At 63.3% G+C, this 21,898-nt stretch carries 24 protein-coding genes and 1 other RNA gene; 14 read left to right on the plus strand and 11 right to left on the minus strand.

The window, feature by feature from the left end; all coding sequences use genetic code 11:
* The first annotated feature begins 41 nt into the window (after window positions 1-41).
* Entirely contained in the window at window positions 42-1,466 is a 1,425-nt protein-coding gene (locus tag LGQ03_RS10190; protein ID WP_226748310.1) for a YcjX family GTP-binding protein, read from the plus strand.
* Window positions 1,463-2,440: a YcjF family protein gene (locus LGQ03_RS10195; protein WP_226748311.1), complete on the plus strand. Its 978-nt coding sequence runs from the start codon at window positions 1,463-1,465 to the stop codon at window positions 2,438-2,440. The genes LGQ03_RS10190 and LGQ03_RS10195 overlap by 4 nt, the downstream gene beginning before the upstream one ends.
* Here the strand turns inward: LGQ03_RS10195 and LGQ03_RS10200 are convergent.
* Window positions 2,437-3,438: a zinc ABC transporter substrate-binding protein gene (locus tag LGQ03_RS10200; RefSeq protein WP_226748312.1), complete on the minus strand. Its 1,002-nt coding sequence runs from the start codon at window positions 3,436-3,438 to the stop codon at window positions 2,437-2,439. The genes LGQ03_RS10195 and LGQ03_RS10200 overlap by 4 nt on opposite strands.
* A gap of 72 nt (window positions 3,439-3,510) precedes the next feature.
* On the opposite strand from LGQ03_RS10200, the gene LGQ03_RS10205 reads away from it, so the two are divergent.
* From LGQ03_RS10205 to fmt, 5 genes are all read left to right on the plus strand, one after another.
* On the plus strand, window positions 3,511-3,963 hold the full coding sequence (locus LGQ03_RS10205) for a Fur family transcriptional regulator (RefSeq protein WP_226748313.1): 453 nt from the start codon (window positions 3,511-3,513) through the stop codon (window positions 3,961-3,963).
* Window positions 3,960-4,700 (plus strand): ATP-binding cassette domain-containing protein, encoded by a 741-nt coding sequence (locus tag LGQ03_RS10210; RefSeq protein ID WP_226748314.1) that lies wholly within the window; start codon window positions 3,960-3,962, stop codon window positions 4,698-4,700. Before LGQ03_RS10205 ends, LGQ03_RS10210 begins: the two co-directional genes overlap by 4 nt.
* The gene (locus LGQ03_RS10215) at window positions 4,701-5,495 is read left to right on the plus strand and encodes an iron chelate uptake ABC transporter family permease subunit (RefSeq protein ID WP_226748315.1); all 795 of its coding nucleotides are present in this window, start codon (window positions 4,701-4,703) and stop codon (window positions 5,493-5,495) included.
* Window positions 5,496-5,575: 80 nt separating this feature from the next.
* Entirely contained in the window at window positions 5,576-6,058 is a 483-nt protein-coding gene (locus LGQ03_RS10220; RefSeq protein WP_090159043.1) for a CAP domain-containing protein, read from the plus strand.
* Between the two features lie 52 nt (window positions 6,059-6,110).
* Window positions 6,111-7,010 carry a methionyl-tRNA formyltransferase gene (fmt, locus tag LGQ03_RS10225; protein ID WP_226748316.1) on the plus strand — a complete coding sequence of 300 codons (900 nt, stop codon included), beginning with the start codon at window positions 6,111-6,113 and terminating at the stop codon, window positions 7,008-7,010.
* A gap of 65 nt (window positions 7,011-7,075) precedes the next feature.
* Here the strand turns inward: fmt and LGQ03_RS10230 are convergent, their stop codons facing one another.
* Window positions 7,076-7,447 (minus strand): cupin domain-containing protein, encoded by a 372-nt coding sequence (locus LGQ03_RS10230; RefSeq protein ID WP_226748317.1) that lies wholly within the window; start codon window positions 7,445-7,447, stop codon window positions 7,076-7,078.
* The gene (locus tag LGQ03_RS10235; RefSeq protein ID WP_226748318.1) at window positions 7,447-8,073 is read right to left on the minus strand and encodes a ribonuclease T2; all 627 of its coding nucleotides are present in this window, start codon (window positions 8,071-8,073) and stop codon (window positions 7,447-7,449) included. Before LGQ03_RS10235 ends, LGQ03_RS10230 begins: the two co-directional genes overlap by 1 nt.
* Window positions 8,074-8,201: 128 nt before the next feature.
* On the opposite strand from LGQ03_RS10235, the gene LGQ03_RS10240 reads away from it, so the two are divergent.
* Entirely contained in the window at window positions 8,202-8,969 is a 768-nt protein-coding gene (locus LGQ03_RS10240) for a DUF1013 domain-containing protein (RefSeq protein ID WP_226748319.1), read from the plus strand.
* Window positions 8,970-9,101: 132 nt separating this feature from the next.
* Here the strand turns inward: LGQ03_RS10240 and recR are convergent, their stop codons facing one another.
* From recR to LGQ03_RS10255, 3 genes are all read right to left on the minus strand, one after another.
* Window positions 9,102-9,695, minus strand: a complete 594-nt coding sequence (gene recR, locus LGQ03_RS10245) for a recombination mediator RecR (protein ID WP_090159211.1) — start codon at window positions 9,693-9,695, stop codon at window positions 9,102-9,104.
* 74 nt (window positions 9,696-9,769) lie between these two features.
* Complete coding sequence (locus tag LGQ03_RS10250; protein WP_056036735.1) at window positions 9,770-10,114, minus strand: YbaB/EbfC family nucleoid-associated protein; 345 nt, start codon at window positions 10,112-10,114, stop codon at window positions 9,770-9,772.
* 11 nt (window positions 10,115-10,125) lie between these two features.
* Entirely contained in the window at window positions 10,126-10,506 is a 381-nt protein-coding gene (locus LGQ03_RS10255; protein WP_143056789.1) for a hypothetical protein, read from the minus strand.
* A gap of 169 nt (window positions 10,507-10,675) precedes the next feature.
* Between LGQ03_RS10255 and LGQ03_RS10260 the strand changes: the two genes are divergently transcribed.
* Window positions 10,676-11,284: a histidine phosphatase family protein gene (locus LGQ03_RS10260; protein ID WP_226748320.1), complete on the plus strand. Its 609-nt coding sequence runs from the start codon at window positions 10,676-10,678 to the stop codon at window positions 11,282-11,284.
* On the opposite strand, the gene LGQ03_RS10265 is transcribed toward LGQ03_RS10260, so the two are convergent.
* Window positions 11,281-13,062, minus strand: a complete 1,782-nt coding sequence (locus LGQ03_RS10265; protein WP_226748321.1) for a DNA polymerase III subunit gamma/tau — start codon at window positions 13,060-13,062, stop codon at window positions 11,281-11,283. The two genes, LGQ03_RS10260 and LGQ03_RS10265, sit on opposite strands and share 4 nt — an antisense overlap.
* A 102-nt stretch (window positions 13,063-13,164) precedes the next feature.
* Between LGQ03_RS10265 and LGQ03_RS10270 the strand changes: the two genes are divergently transcribed.
* On the plus strand, window positions 13,165-13,686 hold the full coding sequence (locus LGQ03_RS10270) for a phosphatase domain-containing putative toxin (RefSeq protein ID WP_226748322.1): 522 nt from the start codon (window positions 13,165-13,167) through the stop codon (window positions 13,684-13,686).
* On the opposite strand, the gene rsgA is transcribed toward LGQ03_RS10270, so the two are convergent.
* From rsgA to LGQ03_RS10285, 3 genes are all read right to left on the minus strand, one after another.
* Window positions 13,658-14,692 (minus strand): ribosome small subunit-dependent GTPase A, encoded by a 1,035-nt coding sequence (gene rsgA / locus LGQ03_RS10275; protein WP_226748323.1) that lies wholly within the window; start codon window positions 14,690-14,692, stop codon window positions 13,658-13,660. The genes LGQ03_RS10270 and rsgA overlap by 29 nt on opposite strands.
* Window positions 14,693-14,777: 85 nt before the next feature.
* Window positions 14,778-14,875, minus strand: an RNA gene (gene ffs / locus LGQ03_RS10280) — signal recognition particle sRNA small type.
* Window positions 14,876-14,973: 98 nt separating this feature from the next.
* Window positions 14,974-16,761 carry a metallophosphoesterase gene (locus tag LGQ03_RS10285; protein WP_226748324.1) on the minus strand — a complete coding sequence of 596 codons (1,788 nt, stop codon included), beginning with the start codon at window positions 16,759-16,761 and terminating at the stop codon, window positions 14,974-14,976.
* Between the two features lie 118 nt (window positions 16,762-16,879).
* Between LGQ03_RS10285 and nudC the strand changes: the two genes are divergently transcribed.
* Window positions 16,880-17,821 (plus strand): NAD(+) diphosphatase, encoded by a 942-nt coding sequence (gene nudC, locus LGQ03_RS10290; RefSeq protein ID WP_226748325.1) that lies wholly within the window; start codon window positions 16,880-16,882, stop codon window positions 17,819-17,821.
* Between the two features lie 44 nt (window positions 17,822-17,865).
* On the plus strand, window positions 17,866-18,336 hold the full coding sequence (locus LGQ03_RS10295) for an SRPBCC family protein (protein ID WP_090159033.1): 471 nt from the start codon (window positions 17,866-17,868) through the stop codon (window positions 18,334-18,336).
* Here the strand turns inward: LGQ03_RS10295 and LGQ03_RS10300 are convergent, their stop codons facing one another.
* The gene (locus tag LGQ03_RS10300) at window positions 18,337-19,179 is read right to left on the minus strand and encodes a prephenate dehydratase (RefSeq protein ID WP_090159032.1); all 843 of its coding nucleotides are present in this window, start codon (window positions 19,177-19,179) and stop codon (window positions 18,337-18,339) included. It lies immediately after the preceding gene.
* A gap of 141 nt (window positions 19,180-19,320) precedes the next feature.
* On the opposite strand from LGQ03_RS10300, the gene LGQ03_RS10305 reads away from it, so the two are divergent.
* Together LGQ03_RS10305 and LGQ03_RS10310 are read left to right on the plus strand one after the other, a co-directional pair.
* Entirely contained in the window at window positions 19,321-19,845 is a 525-nt protein-coding gene (locus tag LGQ03_RS10305) for a c-type cytochrome (RefSeq protein WP_090159031.1), read from the plus strand.
* A 151-nt stretch (window positions 19,846-19,996) separates the two neighbouring features.
* Complete coding sequence (locus tag LGQ03_RS10310; RefSeq protein WP_226748326.1) at window positions 19,997-21,898, plus strand: extracellular solute-binding protein; 1,902 nt, start codon at window positions 19,997-19,999, stop codon at window positions 21,896-21,898.

Here is a 21,898-nt window from a genome sequence, read left to right on the forward strand (position 1 = left end):
GCAGCGAGACCCTAGTTGTAGCGGACAAAGAGGGGATACCCGTGGGCCTGACAGACTTTACCGATCAAATCGCGCGTGGCGTGGGCAATGTGGCAGGGGCCGTGACCCGGCCACTGACGGCACCGTTCAGCGATCCCGTGATCCGGCTGGGTGTCACGGGACTGTCCCGTGCGGGCAAGACGGTTTTCATCACATCGCTTGTGGCGAACCTGATGAACCGGGGCCGCATGCCGCAATTGCGTGCGGCGGCCAACGGCGCGATCCAGACCGCCTATCTGCAACCGCAGCCCGACGATACGCTGCCACGGTTCGATTATGAAACCTACCTTGGCAACCTGACGGGGCAGGACCCGCATTGGCCCGAAGGCACGCGGCACATCTCTGAATTGCGCCTGTCGCTGCGGGTGCAGCCCTCTGGCATGTTGGCGGGGTTGCAGGGGCCGCGCACGGTGCATCTGGATATCGTCGACTATCCTGGGGAATGGCTGCTGGATCTGGCGCTGCTGGATCAGGACTTTGCCACATGGTCGCGTGCGGCACTGGCGCGCGCGCCGGGGCGGCCCAAGGGTGATGCCTATCTGGCGGCGCTGGACGCCGCCGACCCTGCGCAAAAACTGCAAGAGCCTACAGCACGCACCCTGGCCGATGCGTATACCGCGCATCTGCAGGCGGCGCGGGCTGCGGGATATTCCGATTGCACACCGGGTCGGTTTCTCTTGCCTGGCGATCTGGCCGGCAGTCCTGTCCTGACCTTTGCGCCGCTGCCGGATGGCGTGGCGCCGCGCGGATCGCTGGCACGTGAGTTCGAGCGCCGGTTCGAATCCTACAAACGCCATGTGGTGCGTCCGTTCTTTCGCGATCATTTCGCCAAGATCGACCGGCAGGTCGTTCTGGTCGACGTGCTGGGAGCGATCAATGCTGGCCCGCGTGCGCTGGACGATCTGCGCAGTGCGATGGCCGACATTCTGACGGCGTTCAATCCGGGGCGGAACAGCTTTATCAGCCGCATTTTTAACGGGCGACGCGTGGAACGCATCCTGTTTGCCGCGACCAAGGCAGACCACCTGCATCACACGCAGCATCCACAGCTGACCGCGATCACGCAGGCCTTGCTGCGCGACGCGCAGGACCGGGCGGATTTCGCGGGTGCGCGGACCGAGGCGATGTCGATTGCCGCGCTGCGCACGACGGTGGAACAGACCGTGGATCACGATGGTGGCACGCTGGACGTGGTGCGCGGACGCCTGCTGGACAGCGGCAAGGAGGCTGCATTCTATCCCGGCTTGTTGCCGACCGATCCCGCACACCTGTTGTCACCGGCCCGGTCGGGGGCGGAAAACTGGGGCGAGGGCGACTACAAGGTCATGCGCTTTGCTCCATCGCATCTGACGCTGAAACCGGGCGAAGGGCCGCCGCATATCCGGCTGGACAAGGCGGCCGAATTCCTGATCGGAGACCGGCTATGAAACGCCCCGTGCTGATCGACCTCGACGGGCCCGCCGACCAGACGCCCGCGACCGCGCCCGCCATCGTGGATGACCTGCCGCAGGGGGCCGCGATGCAATCCGTGGTGGCGCTGGGCACGCGCAAGCCCAACCCGCTGGCGCGCTGGTTCTGGTCGCTGTTGCTGGCGATTTTCGGTTTTATCATCTCGCTTGCGGCGTGGAATTACGTCACGGGGCTGGTCGCGGCGCATCCGATCCTTGGCATGGTGTTCACCGGACTGCTGGTCCTGTTCGTCTGCGTCTGTCTGGCCGTCGTGATCCGCGAGTTGTCGGCATTCAGCCGGTTGCGCCGTATTGATCGCGTGCAGGCCGATGCCGCACAGGCCCATGCCGGCCACGATCTGAAGGCTGCGCGCAAGGTGGTGGACCAACTGACCGCGCTGTATGCCGGGCGCGACGATACCAGCTGGGGGCGGGCGCAACTGGCCGACCGCGCGCCAGAGCTGATGGATGCCGACGGATTGCTTGACCTGGCTGAACGCAGTCTGCTGGTCCCGCTGGACGCGCGCGCCGTGGCCGAGGTGCAGGCCGCTGCCCGGCAAGTGGCGCTGGTGACGGCGGTCGTGCCCCTGGCACTGGCGGATGTCTTTACGGCATTGACGGCAAACATCCGCATGATCCGGCGGATTGCCGAAATCTATGGGGGCCGGTCGGGCACCTTGGGCAGTCTGCGGCTGGTGCGCACGGTGCTGTCGCATCTGGTGGCAACAGGGGCGGTGGCCGTGGGCGACGATCTGATCGGATCCGTCGCGGGCGGCGGCCTGCTCTCCAAGGTGTCGCGCCGGTTCGGCGAGGGGATCGTGAACGGCGCGCTGACGGCCCGTGTGGGCGTCGCCGCGATCGAAGTCTGCCGTCCCCTGCCGTTTCAGGCGGTCAAGCGCCCGTCCGTCACCGGTCTGGTGCAACGGGCGCTGACCGGGCTGTTCGGCAGCTAGGACGCCGTGCAATCCACCAGCGTGTCCGCAATACTGGTCAGCAGGGTCGAATAAAGTGCGGGACCCGGTTCCAGCCCTGCACCTGCCACGCTGATCGCTGCTGTCTTGGCCGTGGTTCCGTCGGTCAGGGTGCGGGCCAGATCGTCGGCGGTGTTCACCTCGAACAGCACGCAGCTGACATTGCCGCCGGATACCCGTTCGCGCAGGTCTGACAGGCCTGCGGCACCGGGGGCCACCGCTTCGCTGTCGGCCACGGCCCCGGCAGAGGGCACCGTGAACCGGTCTTCGAAATAACCAAAGGCGTCATGGGGTGCCAGCCAGCTGCCAGCAGGCACGCCGGCCAGCGTCGTTGTCAGCTGGTCGGTCAGCGTATCCAGACGCTGCATCGTGCCTGCGGCATTGGCGGCATAGGTGGCTGCATTGTCGGGGTCGGTCGCGGTCAGCGTATCGCGGATCGCGCCCACCCAGACCTTGGCCGCGACCGGGTCGAGCCAGGCATGCGGGTCCAGCCCCGTGTGCGCGTGACCTGAATGGTCGTCATGGCCTGCGTGATCGTCACCAGCGTGATCATGTTCATGATCGTGGTCCGCATGATCGTCGTGATTGTCATGATCCGCATGGTCTTCATGTCCTTCATGACCCGCATGATCATCTGCTTCGGTATACATCCGCGGGGTCCAGCCAGCGACCTCTTGCAGGGTCAGTGTCGCGGCTGTGGGCGCGAGCGTGCGCAGCGGCTCGTCCAGCCAGGGTGTCAGGCTTTCACCGACCCAGACCACCACCTGCGCTTGATCCAGCAGGCGTGCATCGGACGGGCGCAGCGCCATGTGGTGCGCATCACCACCCGCGGGCACCAGCAGGTCCGGTGCGCCCAGATCTCCCATCACCTGCGCCACAAGGCTATGGATCGGCGCAATATCCGTCAAAACGCGCGGCACCTCGGCCATCGCGGTGGTGGATAGCATGACGAGGGCTGTTGTTGTGGTCAGACGCAGCATGGAGAGTCCCCTTGTGATTGGTTTCGGGCGGGGCTATAAATGTATTGTTATAACATAACAAGTGGACATTTCATGAGCAGCGGTTTCGATCCCCACGATCACAGCGCCTGTGTCAGCGGTGCAATCGCGCAGGCCGAGGCTGCCGATATCCGCCTGACTCCGGTGCGCCGTCGCGTGCTGGAGATCCTGCTGGAAAGCCATACGGCGATGGGGGCCTATGACGTTCTGGCCCGGCTGCGGGACGAAGGCTTGGGCGACCAGCCACCCATCGCCTACCGCGCGTTGTCGTTTCTGGTGGATAATGGCCTTGCCCACCGGATCGAACGGCTCAATGCCTTTGTCGCTTGTGCGCGACCGGGGGCCGAACATGATCCGGCGTTCATGATCTGCCGGTCCTGTCGTACCGTGGCCGAGGCGGCATCGCCTGCAACCCTCGACCGTATGGCCAATGACAGCGGATTTGCCATCGAACGCACGGTGATCGAAGCAGAGGGCCTGTGCCCGAAATGTCAGGTACCGGCATGACGCTGCTGTCTGCGGAAAACCTGCGCGTCTCTTACGGGACGACGGCGATCCTGCAGGATGTCAGCCTGTCGATTGCGGCGGGTGAAATCGTGACGATCGTCGGGCCCAACGGGTCGGGCAAATCGACGCTTTTGCGCAGTCTGATTGGTGCCTTGCGCCCTGACAGCGGGCGCATCCTGCGTGAGGCGGGCCTGCGCATCGGGTATGTGCCGCAGAAACTGTCAATCGATGCCACCTTGCCGCTGACCGCCCGCCGGTTTCTGGATCTGCCGCGCCGGGTGTCGCGCGCGCAGGCGGAAACGGCACTGACGCGCACTGGTGTCGCCCATGTGGCCAACCGTCAGATGGCCGATCTGTCAGGCGGGCAGTTTCAGCGTGTGCTCTTGGCCCGCGCGATCCTGAACGCACCGCAACTTTTGATCTTGGACGAGGCGACACAAGGCCTCGACCAGCCGGGGGCCGCGCAATTCTATCGCCTGATCGAGGATGTACGGGCGGACCTGGGCTGTGCCGTGCTGATGGTCAGTCATGAACTTCACGTGGTCATGAGCGCGTCTGACCGGGTGATCTGCCTGAACGGTCATATCTGTTGCGAAGGCACGCCCGAGGTCGTTTCCGCCGCACCTGCCTATCGCGAATTGTTCGGGACAGGCACAGGTGGCGCGCTCGCGCTTTATCGCCACGATCATGATCACCATCATCACCACCACCACCACCATCACGGGACAACGGACTGAATGCTGGACGATTTTCTGGTGCGCGCGGCGCTTGCCGCGGTCGGCACGGCCCTGGCGGCCAGTATTCTGGGCTGTTTCGTGGTCTGGCGGCGCATGGCCTATTTCGGTGACGCCACGGCCCATGCCGCAATCCTGGGCGTGGCGCTGGCGCTTGCGCTGAATTTGTCGGTGATCGCGGGCGTGGGGCTTGTCGCCTTGATCGTCGCATTGCTGATCCACAGACTGAGCGATCGCCAACAGGGCACCGACACCATTCTAGGCGTGCTTGCGCATGGCGCCCTGGCGCTGGGCCTTGTGGCGGTGGCGCTGCTGCCGGGCGCGCGGATCGACCTCGAGGCCTATCTGTTCGGCGACGTGTTGACCGTGACGCGCAGCGATCTGGCGGTGATCTGGGCGGGCGTGCTGGTCGTGCTGGCGCTTTTGTGGTGGCACTGGTCGGCCTTGTTGCTGGCGACTCTGAATCCCGATCTGGCGACGGCCTCCGGTGTCGATCCGCAACGCGAAAATCTGATCCTGACGCTGATGCTGGCTGGCGTCGTGGCCGTCGCGATCAAGGTCGTGGGCGCATTGCTGATCACGGCCCTGCTGGTGATCCCCGCTGCGGCGGCGCGCCGTGCCAGCAATGGCCCCGAGCGGATGGCCGCGGTTGCCGCGTTGATCGGCGTGACCGCAGCACTTGGCGGCATCGCGCTATCCTTGCAGCTGGACACACCGACAGGTCCGTCGATCGTTTGTGTGGCGGTAGCGCTCTTTGCCTGTGCCAGCCTCGGCGGGCGGTTCATCCGCAGCGCCTGACCCGAAAATCGCGCGATCTGCGCCTAACAAGCGCCGTTTTCAAAACGCACCCTGGACCTCTGACCAACCGGAGGACCAAGATGCTGCGACCCCTATTCTTTATCATGTGCGCGGCGACCGCGCTGGCGCTGCCCACGCATGTGTCCGCTGCAAATGCCTGCGCTGCCCCTGGCAACTACAACGCCATCGCGACAGAGATCGTCAACGGTGTGAACCAGACCCGGCGCGCGCGCGGTCTGCCGCCACTGGGCTTCAACCAACGACTGGCGCAGGCCTCGCAGGATCATGCCTGCGATATGGCGGTCCATGCCATTCGCGGTCACCGTGGCAGTGACGGGTCCAATTCGCAGCTGCGCGCCCGGGCCCGCGGCTATCAGGCCTGCACCATTGCCGAAAACGTGGCCTGGGATTTCCCGCGCGTTGCACAGGTTGTGAATGGCTGGAATGCCTCACCCGGCCATTTGTCCAACATCCTGCACCCGCGCGTGTCCGAAATGGGTGTCGGTGTCGCACAGGGTGCCAAGGGGCCGACCTATGTGCTGGTGCTGGGCCGAAGCTGCTAGCCATTCCCGCACCAGACGCTAGGGTGCCGCCCAGATCAGACAGGGGGCCAATATGCGCGTCATCTTCATGGGAACACCCGACTTTTCGGTGCCGGTGCTGCAGGCGCTGGTCGATGCAGGGCACGAGGTGGTCGCCGTCTACGCACAACCGCCACGTCCCGCCGGGCGTGGCAAGAAAGACCGGCCCAGCCCCGTGCAGCAGCGGGCAATGTCACTCGAGCTGGAGGTGCGGCACCCGGTCTCGCTGAAATCGGACGCGGCGCAGCAGGCCTTTGCCGATCTGGACGCCGATATCGCGGTCGTCGTGGCCTACGGACTGATCCTGCCGCAGGCCGTGCTGGATGCACCGCGCCACGGTTGCCTGAACATCCATGCCTCGCTCTTGCCGCGCTGGCGCGGGGCCGCACCCATCCACCGCGCGATCATGGCCGGTGACACGGAAACCGGCGTATGCATCATGCAGATGGAGGCAGGGCTGGATACAGGCCCTGTTCTGCTGCGCGAAACAACGTGCATCGCCGCCGATGACACGACGGGAACCCTGCACGACCGCCTGTCCGGTATGGGCGCACGCCTGATTATCGAGGCGCTCGCCGGGATTGCGACGCTGCACCCGGTCCCGCAGCCTGACGCCGGCGTCACCTATGCCGCCAAGATCGACAAGGCAGAAGCGCGGATCGACTGGACGCAGGATGCAGCGACCGTCAATGCACAAATCCGCGGGCTGTCGCCATTCCCCGGTGCCTGGACTGAAATCGGTGGCGAACGGGTGAAATTGCTGGCCAGTCAGGTCGCTGACGCAAGCGGTGATCCAGGGCAGGTCCTGCACGACCTGACGATCGCTTGTGGCACGGGGTCCGTGCGGATCACCCGCTTGCAACGCGCCGGAAAACGCCCGATGGATACCGCAGAGGCCCTGCGGGGCCTCGACCCCGGTCCATTCGTGCAGTGACGCACAGCATCATCTTGCCAGAAATACTCCCGCCGGAGGCATCGGCCCGCAGGGCCGAATGATGATCAGAACCCACCGTCCTTGTGACCGAAAAAGACCTTTGTCACGTCCTGTGTCACATCCCAGATCACCCGCCGCCCGTCGCGGCTGAACAAGGTGTCACCGGCTGCAAAGCGGGTCACCTCCTGGCTTGCGACATCCGTCAGCGTGCCGGTGCCGGACAGGATCGTCATCATCTCGTCGCCTTGTTCGATGCAGGAAAACGCACCGGCCGTGCAGCGCCAGATCCCCGCACGGGTGGGGTGACCCGGCCCACCGGCCAGGATGCGGCCGCTCGCGCGTGGTGCGCCGCGCAGAATCTCGTAGTCGCTGGCGGACGCGGTGAACGGCCAGTCGTCCAGCGCGCCCACATCATCTCCGGGTTGCCAGCGCAGCATCAGTCGATCGCCCCGAATGTCGCACTTTGCAATGTGCAGTCGCGCACCACGTCCGCGCCGCAGTCACGCGGTTCCAGATCCTTGGTCAGGCAGATCCGCGCCTCCTGGATCGCGCCGTCGCGGCAGGTGACGGTCACGCCGTCGGGCGACAGGTCGGGGTTCTTGTCGATGAATGCCTCTTCGATCAGCGATGCAGGCAGGGTCACGTCCCGGTTCAACTCGCGAAAGGCCTGCGGGATATCGACGCTGTCGTAGGCCCGGCGCGCAAGGTCGAAATAGGCCTGCGACGTCAGGCCTGAACAGCTGCCATGTTTGTTCCACTGGTACCATGCCAGCCCGCTGGTCCCCATGATATCGGCCATGGCCGCCGTTTGTCCGCGCGACGGGGGTTGCACGCTGGTGCGGCAATCCTGTGGGTAGCCGTATTCATGTTGCGGCCACAAACCGTGCAGCACCCAGCCGTAATTCGCCCCCGGTGCACACTGCGGTGAATTGCGCGCGCGCCCTTCGCGGTCGCACCAATTGGGCGACCATGACAACGCCATTACGTAGTAATCGAAATCGCCCGCCTCATCCGCCAGGGCAGGAGGGGCGATCAGGGCCGCAGCGGCCAGCCATTTCCACATTTGCAGTCTTTCCAAATTCGTGTGGTCTGACTATATACACCTCAAGTTCCCCGACAATGCGAACCCGGCCCATGCGGTCAGCCCCCTCAAGGGCGCGGGAAAGGCTTGTCCAGAATAGGAGAGACATGATGGCTGACAACAAACCGATCATGGCCAAGGCGACGGCCGTCTGGCTGTGTGACAACACCACGCTGACCTTCAAGCAGATCGCGGATTTCTGCGGCATGCACGAGCTGGAAGTGCAGGGCATCGCCGATGGCGACGTGGCCACGGGCGTCAAGGGATTCGATCCCGTCGCCAACAACCAGCTGACCCAGGAAGAACTGGACAAGGGCATGGCGGATCCGTCCCACGCCCTGAAGCTGAAGTTCTACAAGGCCGCCGTGGGCGAGGAAAAGCGTCGCGGCCCGCGTTACACGCCGCTGTCCAAGCGTCAGGACCGCCCGGCATCGATCTATTGGCTGGTGAAATTTCACCCCGAACTGTCGGACGGCCAGATCAGCAAACTGGTCGGCACGACCAAGCCCACGATCCAGGCGATCCGCGAACGCACCCACTGGAACATCAACAACCTCGAACCGATCGATCCGGTCGCACTGGGCCTGTGCAAGCAGTCCGAACTGGACGCGGCCGTGCAAAAGGCCAATGCAAAAAGGGCCGCCGAGGGCGGTGCAATGACCGACGACGAGCGTCGCAAGCTGGTCAGCACCGAAAGCAGCCTTGGCATGGCACCCGAACCCAAGATGCCGTCATCCATCGCCGGGCTGGAAACCTTCAGCCTGTCCGAGACACCCGAGGATGATGAAGAACCCGTCGACACCCGTGACGTGCGCGACGCCGACAGCTTCTTCAAGCTGCCGGAGAACGTCGATGCGGAAAATGACGACGAAGACTGATCAACAGATCATCATCGCGTCCTGACAAGGCCCCGGTCATTCGACCGGGGTCTTTTCGTTTCGGACAGTCATGGGCAATGCATGCCGATCGCGACGCGACCGTGTGCGCTGCATCGCTGCAAGGCCGATGGCTCAGATCGCGCGGCGGGCCTTGAGGGCAGCAGTGATCGTGCCGTCATCAAGATAGTCCAGTTCGCCACCGACCGGTACACCCTGGGCCAGCGATGTCACCGTGATGCCCGGCAACTGATCAGCGATGTAATGCGCCGTGGTCTGGCCGTCGATGGTGGCCCCCAAGGCCAGAATCACCTCGGTCACGTTTTCGGACTTGATCCGGTCCAGCAGGCGGGGGATGCGCAGATCCTCTGGTCCCACGGCATCGAGTGCCGACAGCGTGCCACCCAGAACATGGTAGCGTCCCTTGAACTGGTTGCTGCGTTCCATCGCCCACAGGTCAGACACATCCTCGACCACGCAGATTTCGCCGATGGCGCGCCGTTCGGAGGCACAGATCCCGCAGATGTCATCGGTTGCGATATTCCCGCAGTTGACACATTCGCGCACCGTTTCGCCCACCTGTTGCATCGCATCCGCCAGAGGGATCAAGAGATGTGCGCGTTTCTTGACCAGATGCAGCACCGCGCGGCGGGCCGAGCGGGGGCCCAGCCCCGGCAGTTTCGCCATGAGCGCGATCAGGTCGTCGATGGCTTGCGGGCTGTCGGTCATGTACCGGCTTTCCATGCGGAAAGCCGGGCCTTCGGCGAGAGTATTTTTGGCAAGATGATACTGGCGGACATGCCTTAGAACGGCAGTTTCATGCCCGCAGGCAGGCCGAGACTTTCGGCGATTTTCGCCATTTCCTGCTGGGCGCGGTCTGCAGCGCGGGACTGGGCGTCCTTGATCGCGGCGAGGATCAGGTCCTCGACGATTTCCTTTTCGTCACCGTTGAAGATGCTGGGATCGATGTCGAGGCCCGTCAGATCGCCCTTGGCGGTGGCCGTCGCCTTGACCAGACCGGCACCGGATTCACCCACGACGGTGATATGGTCCATGTCTTCTTGCATCTGGGCCATCTTGGCCTGCATGTCCTGTGCGGATTTCATCATCTTGGCCATGTCGCCAAGTCCGCCTAAACCTTTGAGCATTGGATTTTTCCTTATTCTGACCGCGGTTTGCGCGGCGCGGTAATCAAGACTGTCGTGACACATATTGCAATGACGATGCCGATCGACAAGGTTTGTGGCCCGATACAGCCTTCTGCGCGGGCTTGCGACAGGATCTGCACGTCAGAGCTGAGCAGGTAGATATAGCCTGACCATGCCACAACGGCGGCGGCACCGGCCCAGGTGCTGCGAAACCAGATCGCGGCCCCGGTCGCGATCAGAAGGGCAACGGTCGGTGCCGTGCTGAACAGCCAGATTGCCTCGGTCATCGCACTGACCGGGCCGCCTGACCAATCGGGACGCATCTGCGCGCAGACCTGCGCCAACGCGGGCCCCGGGGCAAATGCCAGCAGCAGGGTCATTGGGTATCGCACGTCTGTCACTCCTTCTGGCGCGAGGCCTGCGACGGTGGTGTCACTTTGCGCCGCCTGATTGTGAACTGGACGATATGCAGGGCTGCGGAAGCGAACAAGTGGGGTTTACTTGACTAAAAGAATCAGGATTAAGTGGTTGAGTAAATCAGTCAGGATAAGGAATCATCTGATGTTGCGATCCAAAACCCCATTCATTCCGGCCATTGCGAGCCTTGCACTGTGCGGCGGACAGGCCCTTGCGCAAGAGACGGCCAGCGTCGCCGAGCTGGTCGACGCGTTGCAGTCGGGCGGCCACGTCCTGTATTTGCGGCATGCCATGACCGAGACCGATTATGCCGATCAGGTCGCGGCAAAGCTGGGCGATTGCGCAACACAGCGTGTGCTGAGCGAAGCGGGCTGGCAGCAGGCCAAGGCCATCGGTGCCGCCATCAGCGGGCTGGAAATCCCCGTGGGCGAAGTAATTAGCAGCGAATATTGCCGGGCATGGCAGACGGCCGATCTGGCGTTTGGCGACTACCGGCAGGATGCGGCACTGAATTTCGCCCCGGCCGAGGATTACAAACAGTCCGATCTGGACATGATGTCGGCCAATGTCACGGCGGCCATTTCGCAGATCCCGCAGGACGGCAATCTGGTGATCGTGGGCCATGACGATCCGTTCGAGGCTGCGACGGGGATCTATCCCGAACCGCAGGGCGTGGCCTATGTCATCGCACCGACGGGCGATGGTTTCACCGTCCTGGGCCGGATCGGGCCAGATGAATGGCCCGCGTCCTAATCGTCGTCAAAGGGGTCCCATTCTTCGTCGACCTCCGGCAGCATGTCGCCAGCCGCATCGGCCAGCCTGTCGGCCTCGGTCTTGATGTTTGCGATCTTGGCGTTGGGAAAGGCCGCAAAGACGGCTTGAACCAGCGGATGCGCGCGGGCCTCTTGCTCGCGCGCGCTGTCTTCGGCATCGCGCAGTTCGGCGATGGTGGGGGCACCGGGGGCATTCGTCACGGTGACCGCCCAGCGGTTGCCGGTCCAGGCCTGTAGCCTGGCACCCAGACGCTGGGTCAGGTCGGCTGCGGCGTCGGCGGTGGGGTTCACTTCGATGCGGCCGGGCTGGTAGGCCACCAGACGCAGACCGGTTTCGACCTCGACCAGCAGTTTGACGTCGCGGTGGTGGCGGATCAGATCGACCACATCCTCGAACCGGGCGTAGTGCGCCAGCGCGTCCGTGGCCAGCTGCGGTGCCGCACTGGCCGATGGGCCGGACGGTCCGCTGTGTGTCGGGGCCGGGGTGCGCGATACCGCCTGCGCGGTGCCACCACCGGCGGGCGCGGGGCGCGGTGCGCCACCGCCGGGACCACTAGGGGGCGGTGTCGCATCCTTGAGTTTCTTGACCAGATCCTCTGGGGTGGGCAGATCGGCGACATGGGTCAGCCGGATCACGGCCATTTCGGCGGCCATCATGGCATTGGGGCTATGGGCCACCTCTTCGAGTGCCTTGAGCAGCATCTGCCACATGCGTGACAGCACGCGCATCGGCAGCGCCTCGGCCATGGCCAGCCCGCGGGTGCGTTCGTCGGGGCCGACGGTGGGGTCCTCTGCGGCCTCTGGGGTGATCTTGATGACGCTGACCCAATGCGTGACCTCTGCCAGATCGCGCAGGATCGCCATGGGGTCTGCCCCTTCGGCGTATTGGTTGGACAGTTCCAGCATCGCCTCGGCAGCATGGCCGTGCAGGATCATGTCGAACAGATCGAGCACGCGGCCCCGGTCGGCCAGACCCAGCATGGCGCGGACCTGATCGGCGGTGGTTTCGCCTGCGCCGTGACTGATCGCCTGATCCAGAAGCGAGGTTGCATCGCGTGCGGACCCTTCGGCGGCGCGGGTAATCAGCGCCAGCGCGTCATCCGCGATTTCGGCACCTTCGGAGGTGGCAATACGTTTGAGCAGGCCGATCATCACCTCGGGTTCGATCCGGCGCAGGTCGAACCGCTGACATCGCGACAGCACAGTTACGGGGACCTGTCTGATTTCCGTGGTGGCAAAGATGAATTTGACGTGCGCGGGGGGTTCTTCGAGCGTTTTGAGCAGCGCGTTGAATGCGCTTTTCGACAGCATGTGCACTTCGTCGATGATGAAGATCTTGTAGCGTGCCGACACCGCGCGGTAGCTGACGGTTTCGATGATCGCGTCGCGGATGTTCTGCACACCGGTGTTCGATGCCGCGTCCATCTCGATCACGTCGACGTGGCGGCCCTGCATGATCGCGGTGCAATGTTCACAGACGCCGCAGGGTTCCGTGGTGGGCCCGCCGTTGCCGTCCGGGCCGATGCAGTTCATCCCCTTGGCGATGATCCGGGCGGTGGTGGTTTTGCCGGTGCCCCTGATCCCTGTCATGATGAACGCCTGTGCGATGCGGTCGGCATCAAAGGCATTTTTCAGCGTGCGCACCATCGCGTCCTGTCCCACGAGGTCGGCGAAGGTCTCGGGCCGGTATTTGCGGGCGAGAACCTGATAGGCGGGTTGGTCTGACATGATGCTCTTTTCGCTGGATGCTGCCGCCAACCTATGCGCCCGACGGTGTCAGAGCAACCGAAGGACGACATGAGCCATACGGGGTCAATCGGGTGCTTTTGCCTGAGGTGGTGATGGCATTAGGATTGGGTCGTGACAGCGAGGGATGAGGCGACGGTGACGGAATTCATACCACATGCGCTGGAGTGTGGCGGCGGCACGCTCGCCATTTCTCCGATTCCGGGCCGCACGCGGCATTATGCAACCGATTGGGACCGCCTGATGACATGGGGACCCCGCCGCGTCATCAGCATGACCACGCAGGCAGAGCTGGACCGCAAGGGTGCCGGGTCACTTGGGTCTGATCTGGCCGCGGTGGGGATCGCGTGGGACCATCTGCCGATCCCTGACTTTGGTGTGCCGGGGGCTGATGTTCTGGCCCGCTGGCCGTCAGTCGCGGCCATGGCACGCGCCGATCTGGGGCAAGGGGCGCGCGTCCTGGTGCATTGCTTTGGCGGATGTGGGCGGTCGGGGATGGTGGCCCTGCGCCTGATGATCGAAGCAGGCGAACCGGCCGACCTGGCTCTGTCGCGCCTGCGACAGGTCAGGCCCTGTGCTGTGGAAACCGACGCGCAGATGCGCTGGGCTACCGGCGGCCCCGTTTCTTGCCCTTGACCGCGGCATTGACGGTTTTGGAAAAACGGCGTTTGCGGGCATGTGCCTCGGCGGTGGTTTCGGTCGCGATCTCGTCCTCGCGCCGCAATTTGCGATAACGCGCCAGCCTGTCGGCGGTCACGCGACCTGCGTCCACAGCGGCCAGCACCGCGCAACCGGGTTCGTTTTCGTGTTTGCAATCGCGGAAACGGCAATCGTCGGTCAGGCTGCTGATTTCGGGAAAGGTCGCGTCGATCCCGAATGACACATCCGCCACGCCAAGCCCCCGCATCCCCGGCGTGTCGATCAACCAGCCGCCCTGCGGCAGGCGGTGCAGGCTGCGACCGGTAGTCGTGTGGCGGCCGCGCGCGTCGTCCTCGCGGATGCCTTGCGTCGCGGCGGTGTTGCCGGTCAACGCGTTGGCGATGGTGGTTTTGCCAACACCGGAGGATCCGGCCATGGCGACGGTCTGCCCCACGGCGCACCAGGGCGACAGGATCTGCGCCACATCCGCACCCTTGGCGTTCAGGGCGACGACAGGCAGATCCGCCCCCAGCGCCTGCGCCTCGGCTACGTAGGCCGCGGCATCATCCGCCTGATCGGATTTTGTCAGCAGGATCACAGGCGCAATACCTGCGTCATGGGCAAGTGCGAGGTAGCGTTCCAGACGTGCTACATTGAAATCGGCATTGCAGGATGTCGTGATGAACAACGTGTCGAGGTTCGCCGCGATCAACTGGCGTTCGCCGGTGGCGAATTCCTTGCCGCGTTGCAAGGTCGTGTGACGGTCCAGCCGGTGCAGGACGCGTGCGGCGTCAGGGTTACACAGAACCCAGTCGCCGACGGCCATCGTGGCGGTGGATTGTCCGGGATCCAGTGTCAGGTCAACGGGTCCATCCACCGTCAGGCCGGCGACACGTTTGCGATGGACGGAACTGATGCGGGCGGGTGTCCCGTCGCGATCGGTGATCTGGTCCGCGAAATGGTCCGTCCAGCCCATCTGAAACAGCGTCAGCGGCTCAGCCATGCGGTGTGCCGGTCACGATGGTCGGGCTAAGGCGGGCGCGGTCTGGCAGATCCTAATCCCTCGTCCCGCTGGGGGTCATGAGTGGGGGTGAGAGGTTGACAACGACCCAAGCGGTATTCGTTGTGGCTGCTACCTTCCGGTCCTGACCAGGTTGGCGAAGCACTCGCCCGCGCCAACCTCTCGCCCTATATATAGGGGGCTGCGAAAATCAGTGCAACCCGGCCCGGCCTACAACCGCAGATGAAATTGCATGAACCCGTCATCCAGTGGATTGCCTGCGGTCACATGCGGCACACCCGCCAGGTGATCCTGTGCGGCCATGGCCGACACAAAGCAGGCACTGGCACCCGCAAGGGGGCAAAACGCCAGACAGGTTGCGCCTCGCGCGGGGTGATCCGCCCCGACGACAGCGCATCCTGCAGGGCGCTGCGCAACCCGATCTGCGAGGTATAGACGATGTCGGATTCTTCTGCCCGAACAAGAGAGCCGCCGCCGCGCGCCCGGTAGGCGCTGGTTGCGACGATCACCAGCGCATCATCATTCAGCAGCGTCTGACCCAGCCGGATGTCGCGGATGCGGGGCGCGGACTGGGCCATGCTGCCTGCCACAATCGGTTTCGCCGACAGGTCGATGACATAGTCGAGGCCATAAATGGTGTCGAAATGGTAGGATGCAGTGCGGCCTGACAACAAGGGTTGCCCGGTCTTCTGCGGGACCAATTGGTTGAAATAGGTCGCACTGCGTTCCAGCCAGTCCCGGATTTGCCAGCCCCGCCGCAAGACGGCGCAAATGCGATTGTCGAACGGCGCGATCGCCGTGCAATCGCGCAGTCGCAGCGGACCTTTTGGGATATCGACAAAGTTCTGCGCACCAGCATGTCCGCCTGCGGCAAAGGATGCGGTGCTGGACAGGATCGGAAGTGTGGCGAGATCGGTGCCGTACAAACCTGCGCGCACGACGTCGGCCTGCACGCGCGCCAGCAGATCGGCGGTGCCGTCCAGCCCGATGGTTGCGAAATAGCTGTGCATCGCAACGGGTGATCGACCAACCGTCTGCGACAGTCGCGCCACCGTGGCACGATGGGCCGGGGCGATGACCGGTGACAGACGCGCGGACAGATCGCCGGGCCCGGACACCTGGCCAGGACCGGGACAGAGCAACTGGATATGATGCCGGGCCGGGTACCAGCGGCCTTGCGCATCCAGTACAACCGTCAGATCCAGCTGCCCCAGATGTTCGCCGTGTGGACCGGGCATCATCGCGGGTTTGCCGTGTATCGTGCCGCTGACAGTATCCACCTGTGGAAATTGTCCAAAGTCCGGTCCCGGGAAACTGCGATGCAGATGTCCCATCAGCACCACGTCGATACCGGGCAAGGCCGCAAGGGCCGCCGCCGGATTTTCCGACCTGTAGGCCTGGCCATCCGCTGACGGGCCGCCGTGACACAGGGCAATGACAATATCGGCACCCGCCCTTTGCAGCTGCGGCAGATAGGTCCGTGCGGCGGAAACGGCGTCGTCAATCTCGAGTGCATTGTCCAGTTTGTCCGCGCTCCAGTCCGTGATCTGTGGCGGTGCAAAGCCGAGCAGGCCGATCCGGATCGGGCGCGACACGCCGTCCGAACACATCAGGTCGCGGGTGATGATCTTCCAGCGGTTCGCAAGGTTCTCGATCGGTGCCTTGCGCAGATTGCTTGCCACGATGCGGTCTGCACAGGGCCTCAGGGCTGCGGCAAGGTAGGGCAGGCCAAATTCGAAATCGTGGTTCCCCAGCGTGATGGCATCGTAGTCCAGCATCTGGAACGCTGCCGCGATGGGATGCGGCTGCAGATCGCGCTGCGCGATTTCATCGGCAAGCGGCGTGCCATGCAAAAAGTCACCGCAATCCACCAGAATAGAGGCGCTGGCCGCGCGTCTGGCCTGCGCAATCAGCGACGCGAGGCCAAACAACCCCGATGGCGTCGCATGTTGCGTCCCGAAATAATTGTAGCCGGTGAATGACATGTGCAGATCGGTCGTCTGCAAGATCCGCAAGGGCGCGGAGACAATGATCGGTGGTCTAGTTGTCATGTGTTTAAATCGAACGATCACCGGGTGCTTTGCAACCCTAAGAGGATCGCGCTGAAAGATTTGTAAACAAAAATTGCAAATATTGAGCTTTGTTAGCCAGCGTGCCATTCAACGGGTCATGAAAATTGCAGAAACCGTCACCTTTGCAGGTGCCAATCTGGATCGCGCGGCTGACTGGCGCGCCGATTCTGCCGCCCACATTGCTGATTCGGATGTGATCGCGCTCTGGCGCGGCAAACCCTTGGTCGCGGGGGATGCGCTGGTGCGGCTGCGCCACGATCATCCGGCGCTGTCGGATGCGCGCGACATGCGCCTTCTTTTGGCGCGCAGCGGGGGTCGTGCGATTTTTGCGGCTGATCTGTCCGACTGGACGCCCGCGGGTCCTGACGTGGCCCATCTGGACAGCTTTTCGGACCAGACCGAGCAGGCACATCCGGCCGTGCCGCAGGCAACCTTTGTCGAGCTGCGCAGTGCCATGACGCGGCTGTCGCGAGAGGATGCCGAACTGGCGGCGACGGCGCGTTCCCTGTTTCATTGGCACGCGATTCACGGGTTTTGCGCCAATTGCGGCGCGGCAAGTGTTGCGACACAGGCGGGGTGGCAGCGCGATTGTGCCGCTTGTGGGCGGCATCATTTTCCGCGCACCGATCCAGTGGTCATCATGTTGATCACGCATCAGAATTCTGTGCTCGTCGGTCGGTCCCCCGGTTGGCCCGAAGGCATGTATTCCTTGCTCGCGGGGTTTGTCGAACCCGGCGAGACGCTGGAGGCCGCCGTGCGCCGTGAGGTGTTCGAAGAGGCTGGCGTCACGGTAGGCGCAGTCAGCTATCTCGCCAGCCAGCCCTGGGCGTTTCCAGCGTCGCTGATGTGCGGGATGCGGGGCGAGGCGACCAGCACGGCGATCACCATCGATCCCGCCGAGATCGAGGATGCCCGCTGGGTCACGCGTGAGGAAATGGCCGATGTATTCGCGGGGCAACACCACGACATCAAACCCGCACGGCCCGGCGCAATAGCTCACTTTCTGTTAGAAAACTGGTTATCTGACACACTTGACTGATGTGACAGGCGTATCTTGCGCCCGCGAAGATGTAAGGTTGAAGCATGAAATTCAGCGCGCGCGAGGACATTGAGGCCCCGATCGACGTCGTGTTTGCTCGGGTCACGGATTTCGACACCTTCGAGCGTCAGATGATCCGTCGTGGTGCCGAGGTGCGTCGCACGGACCCCGACGGGATTGCCGGGGTCGGCAGCGTCTGGGATGTGGCGTTCAGTTATCGTGGACGGGCGCGCACGATCACGGCGACGGTCGCCCGGATGGAAAAACCCAACCTGCTGGAACTGACGCTGGTTGCCAACGGTCTGAACGGCGTGTCGACGATCGAACTGCTGCCGCTGTCACAAAACAAGACGCGGATGTCGATGGCCATTGATCTGTCGGCCAAGACACTGTCCGCGCGCCTGCTGCTGCAATCGCTGAAACTGGCGAAATCGAACCTGACCAACCGGTTCAAGAAACGTGTGGCCGATTTCGCCGCCAGCATCGAAAACCGCGAAAAACCGACACGCAGCTGATCAGCGCTGTTCGAACCTGCGGGGGGCGGCGGGGAACACGCCCATGATGCGCAAATGATTGGTGAAATAGTCCAGCTCATCCAGCGCCAACCGGACGTTCGGGTCCTCGGGATGACCTTCGATTTCCGCATAGAACTGGGTGGCGCGGAACGTGCCGCCGACCATGTAGCTTTCGAGTTTGGTCATGTTGACGCCATTGGTCGCGAAACCACCCATCGCCTTGTAGAGCGCGGCTGGGATATTGCGGACCCGGAACACGAATGACGTGACCATCTTGCCGTCGCCGCGCCGGCTGTGGTCGGGATCGCGCGCCATGACGACGAACCGCGTGGTATTGCGGGCGTGGTCCTCGATATGTGCGGCAAGCACGTCCAGTCCGTAGATGTCGGCGGCCAGTTCGGATGCCAGCGCCGCACGGCTGGGGTCACCTGCCGCTGCAACCTCGCGTGCTGCGCGGGCATTGTCGGAACTGACCACGCCGCGGATGGCGTGGTCGCGCAAAAATGTCGCGCATTGCGGCAGGATGACCACATGGCCATAGGCCTCGCGCACGTCTGCCAGCGATGCGCCCGGCACGCCCAGCAGGTTGACGTGCACCCGCACGAACGTTTCGCCGACGATATGCAGGCCGCTTTCGGGCAAGAGGGAATGCACGTCGGCCACCCGGCCATAAGTGGAATTTTCGATCGCGATCATGCCCAGATCGGCGCGCCCGTCGCGCACGGCCGCCAGCGTGTCGTCGAAGGTATCGCAGGGCAGGGGGGTGAAATCCGGTTGCGCCTCGACGCAGGCCTGATGGCCGTAGGCACCCAGTTCACCCTGAAACGCGATATGTCCGCTCATGCTATGGTCTTTCCCGGATAAATGGCTGTGCCTGGCCCCTTGCCTGCGGTTTGGGGCGTTTCGACGCGCCACTATACCTTGCACTGGACGGGTGAAAACGGCTACACGGCGGCAAAGTTTTAATGCGAGGTAGAACGCGACATGTTCGACACAATGACGATGACCAAGGTCCTTGGCGGACTGTGCGGCACACTTTTGGTGTTCATGCTGGGCGGATGGGCCGCCGAACTGATCTATGTTGGCGCTGGCAGCCATGACGAGGATCATGCACAGGGCTATCTGGTCGAGGTGCCCGAGGCTGATACCGGCCCCGTCGAAGAAGTTGTCGAAGTCACGTTTGAAGAAGCGTTCGCTGTAGCAGATGCCTCCGCAGGCGAAGGTGTGTTCCGCAACTGCCGGTCCTGTCATGCACTGGCCGAAGGCGAAAATGGCGTAGGCCCGCACCTGTACGATGTGGTTGGTCGTGATATCGACGCGGTGGCGGGATACAACTATTCCGGTGCTCTTGAAGAGGCCGCCGATGTCTGGACGCCGGAAAACCTTTATGCGTTTCTCGAGGACCCGCAGGGTTGGGCACCCGGAACCGCAATGGGATACCGGGGTCTGCCGGACCCTGCCGACCGCGCGAACCTGATCGCCTATCTGGCGTCGAACCCCGGCAGCTGAGGCAGGCCGCGCCCAATGGTCACAGCCGCGCCCCTCGGGGCGCGGTTTTTTTGTGCGCCGACATGACCTTGTCGTCAGATAACATATTCTCAACTTGATGCTGGCCCAGCCGGGGCGTTACCGTGTCGCGACCCACGCAACGGAGAGTCCAATGCCCCAAGCCATTTGCCGCCCCCGTATCGTCAACCGCACCCGTCACGCACTGCTGGGCAGCACGTTGTTGTTCGGGGCCGCACTTTGGGCCGACCAAGCCGTGGCGCAGGACGAGGCATTGATCGAAACGCACGCCTATTCGTATTTCGGCGACGTGAAATACGGTCCCGACATGACGCATCTGGACTATGTGAATCCCGACGCGCCGAAGGGTGGGGAAATGTCGCAAAGCGTGTTGGGCACCTTTGACAGCTTCAACCAGTTCACGCGGTTGGGCAATGCGGCGGCCCTGTCCACCACCCCGTTCGAGGATATCATGATCGCCACGGCGGATGATCCGACGACGCTGTACTGCTATCTGTGCACCACCATCGAATACCCCGAGGATCTGTCCTACGTCATCATCAACCTGCGCGAGGATGTCACCTTTTCCGACGGCAGCCCGATGACTGCGGCGGATATGGAATTCACCTACAATCTCTTCATGGAACAGGGCCTGCCGGAATTTCTGGCCGTCGTGAACGATCAGATTTCCGATTTCGAGGTGCTGGACACCTACCGGTTCAAATACACGTTCACCGATCAGGCACCGCTGCGCGCGCGCGTGGGCCTTGCGTCGATCTTTTCCCCGTTTTCCAAGGCAGAATGGGAAGCGTCGGACCGCCGTCTGGACGAATCATGGGACACCCCGCCGATGGGGACCGGGGCCTATATGCTGGGCTCGTTCGACTATGGCCGCGATCTGACCTATGTGCGCAACCCGAATTTCTGGGGCGCGGATCTGCCGCTGAATGTGGGGCGCAACAATTTCGACAGCATCAGGTTGGAATATTTTGCTGACGGGTCCGCTGCGCTCGAGGGGTTCAAGGCCGGCATCTACCGGTTCCGCAACGAGTTTTCATCGCTGCAATGGGCGACGGCTTATGATTTCCCCGCCGTTCAGGACGGCACGGTGATCAAGACGGAATTGCCGGACGGTAACCTCGCGTCCGCGCAATCGTTCATTTTCAACCTGCGTCGCGAGAAATTCCAGGATCCCCGCGTGCGCGAGGCGCTGGGCCTGATGTTCAATTTCGAATGGTCGAACGAAACTCTGTTCTATGGCCTGTATGATCGGGTCACCGGATTCTGGTCGAATTCCGAACTGGCCGCCACGGGCACACCGTCCGAAGGTGAACTGGCGCTGCTGCAACCACTGGTGGATGAGGGATTGTTCGACGCCAGCATCCTGACGGATGAGGTCGTGATGCCGCCGGTATCGACCAGCAACCAGCTGGATCGCGGTAATCTGCGCCGGGCATCGGCCCTGCTGGACGAGGCAGGCTGGATTGCCGGTGATGACGGCATGCGCCGCAAGGACGGCGAAGTGCTGCGCGTCGAATTCCTTGAATCCAGCCCCAGCTGGGACCGCATCATCAACCCTTATGTGCAGAACCTGACGCGCCTCGGCATTGATGCGGTGCTGGACCGCGTGGATCCGGCACAGGAAACCGAACGCCGCCGGTCGGGCGACTGGGACATGCTGACCCATAGCATTCAGATGGGGCTGGAACCCGGTCAGGTGCTGTACCAGTGGTTCGGGTCCGAGACCGCAGAGGATAGCAGTCGCAACCTGATGTATCTGAAAAACGAAGGGATCGACCGCCTGATCGACGCCGTCGTGAATGCCACCACGACCGAGGAAATGACGACCGCCACACATGCGCTGGATCGTGCGCTGCGCACCATCCGGTTCAACGTGCCGCAGTGGTTCAAGGCCGTGCATACCGTCGCCTATTATGACATATACGACCACCCCGCCGAACTGCCGCCCTATGCCTTGGGCGAGATTGATTTCTGGTGGTACGACGCTGATCGCGCGGCAGAGCTGGGCATCACTGCCGGCGGCGATACACAGTAA

This window comes from Loktanella gaetbuli (genome assembly GCF_020531945.1).
Classification (GTDB): Bacteria; Pseudomonadota; Alphaproteobacteria; order Rhodobacterales; family Rhodobacteraceae; genus Loktanella; species Loktanella gaetbuli.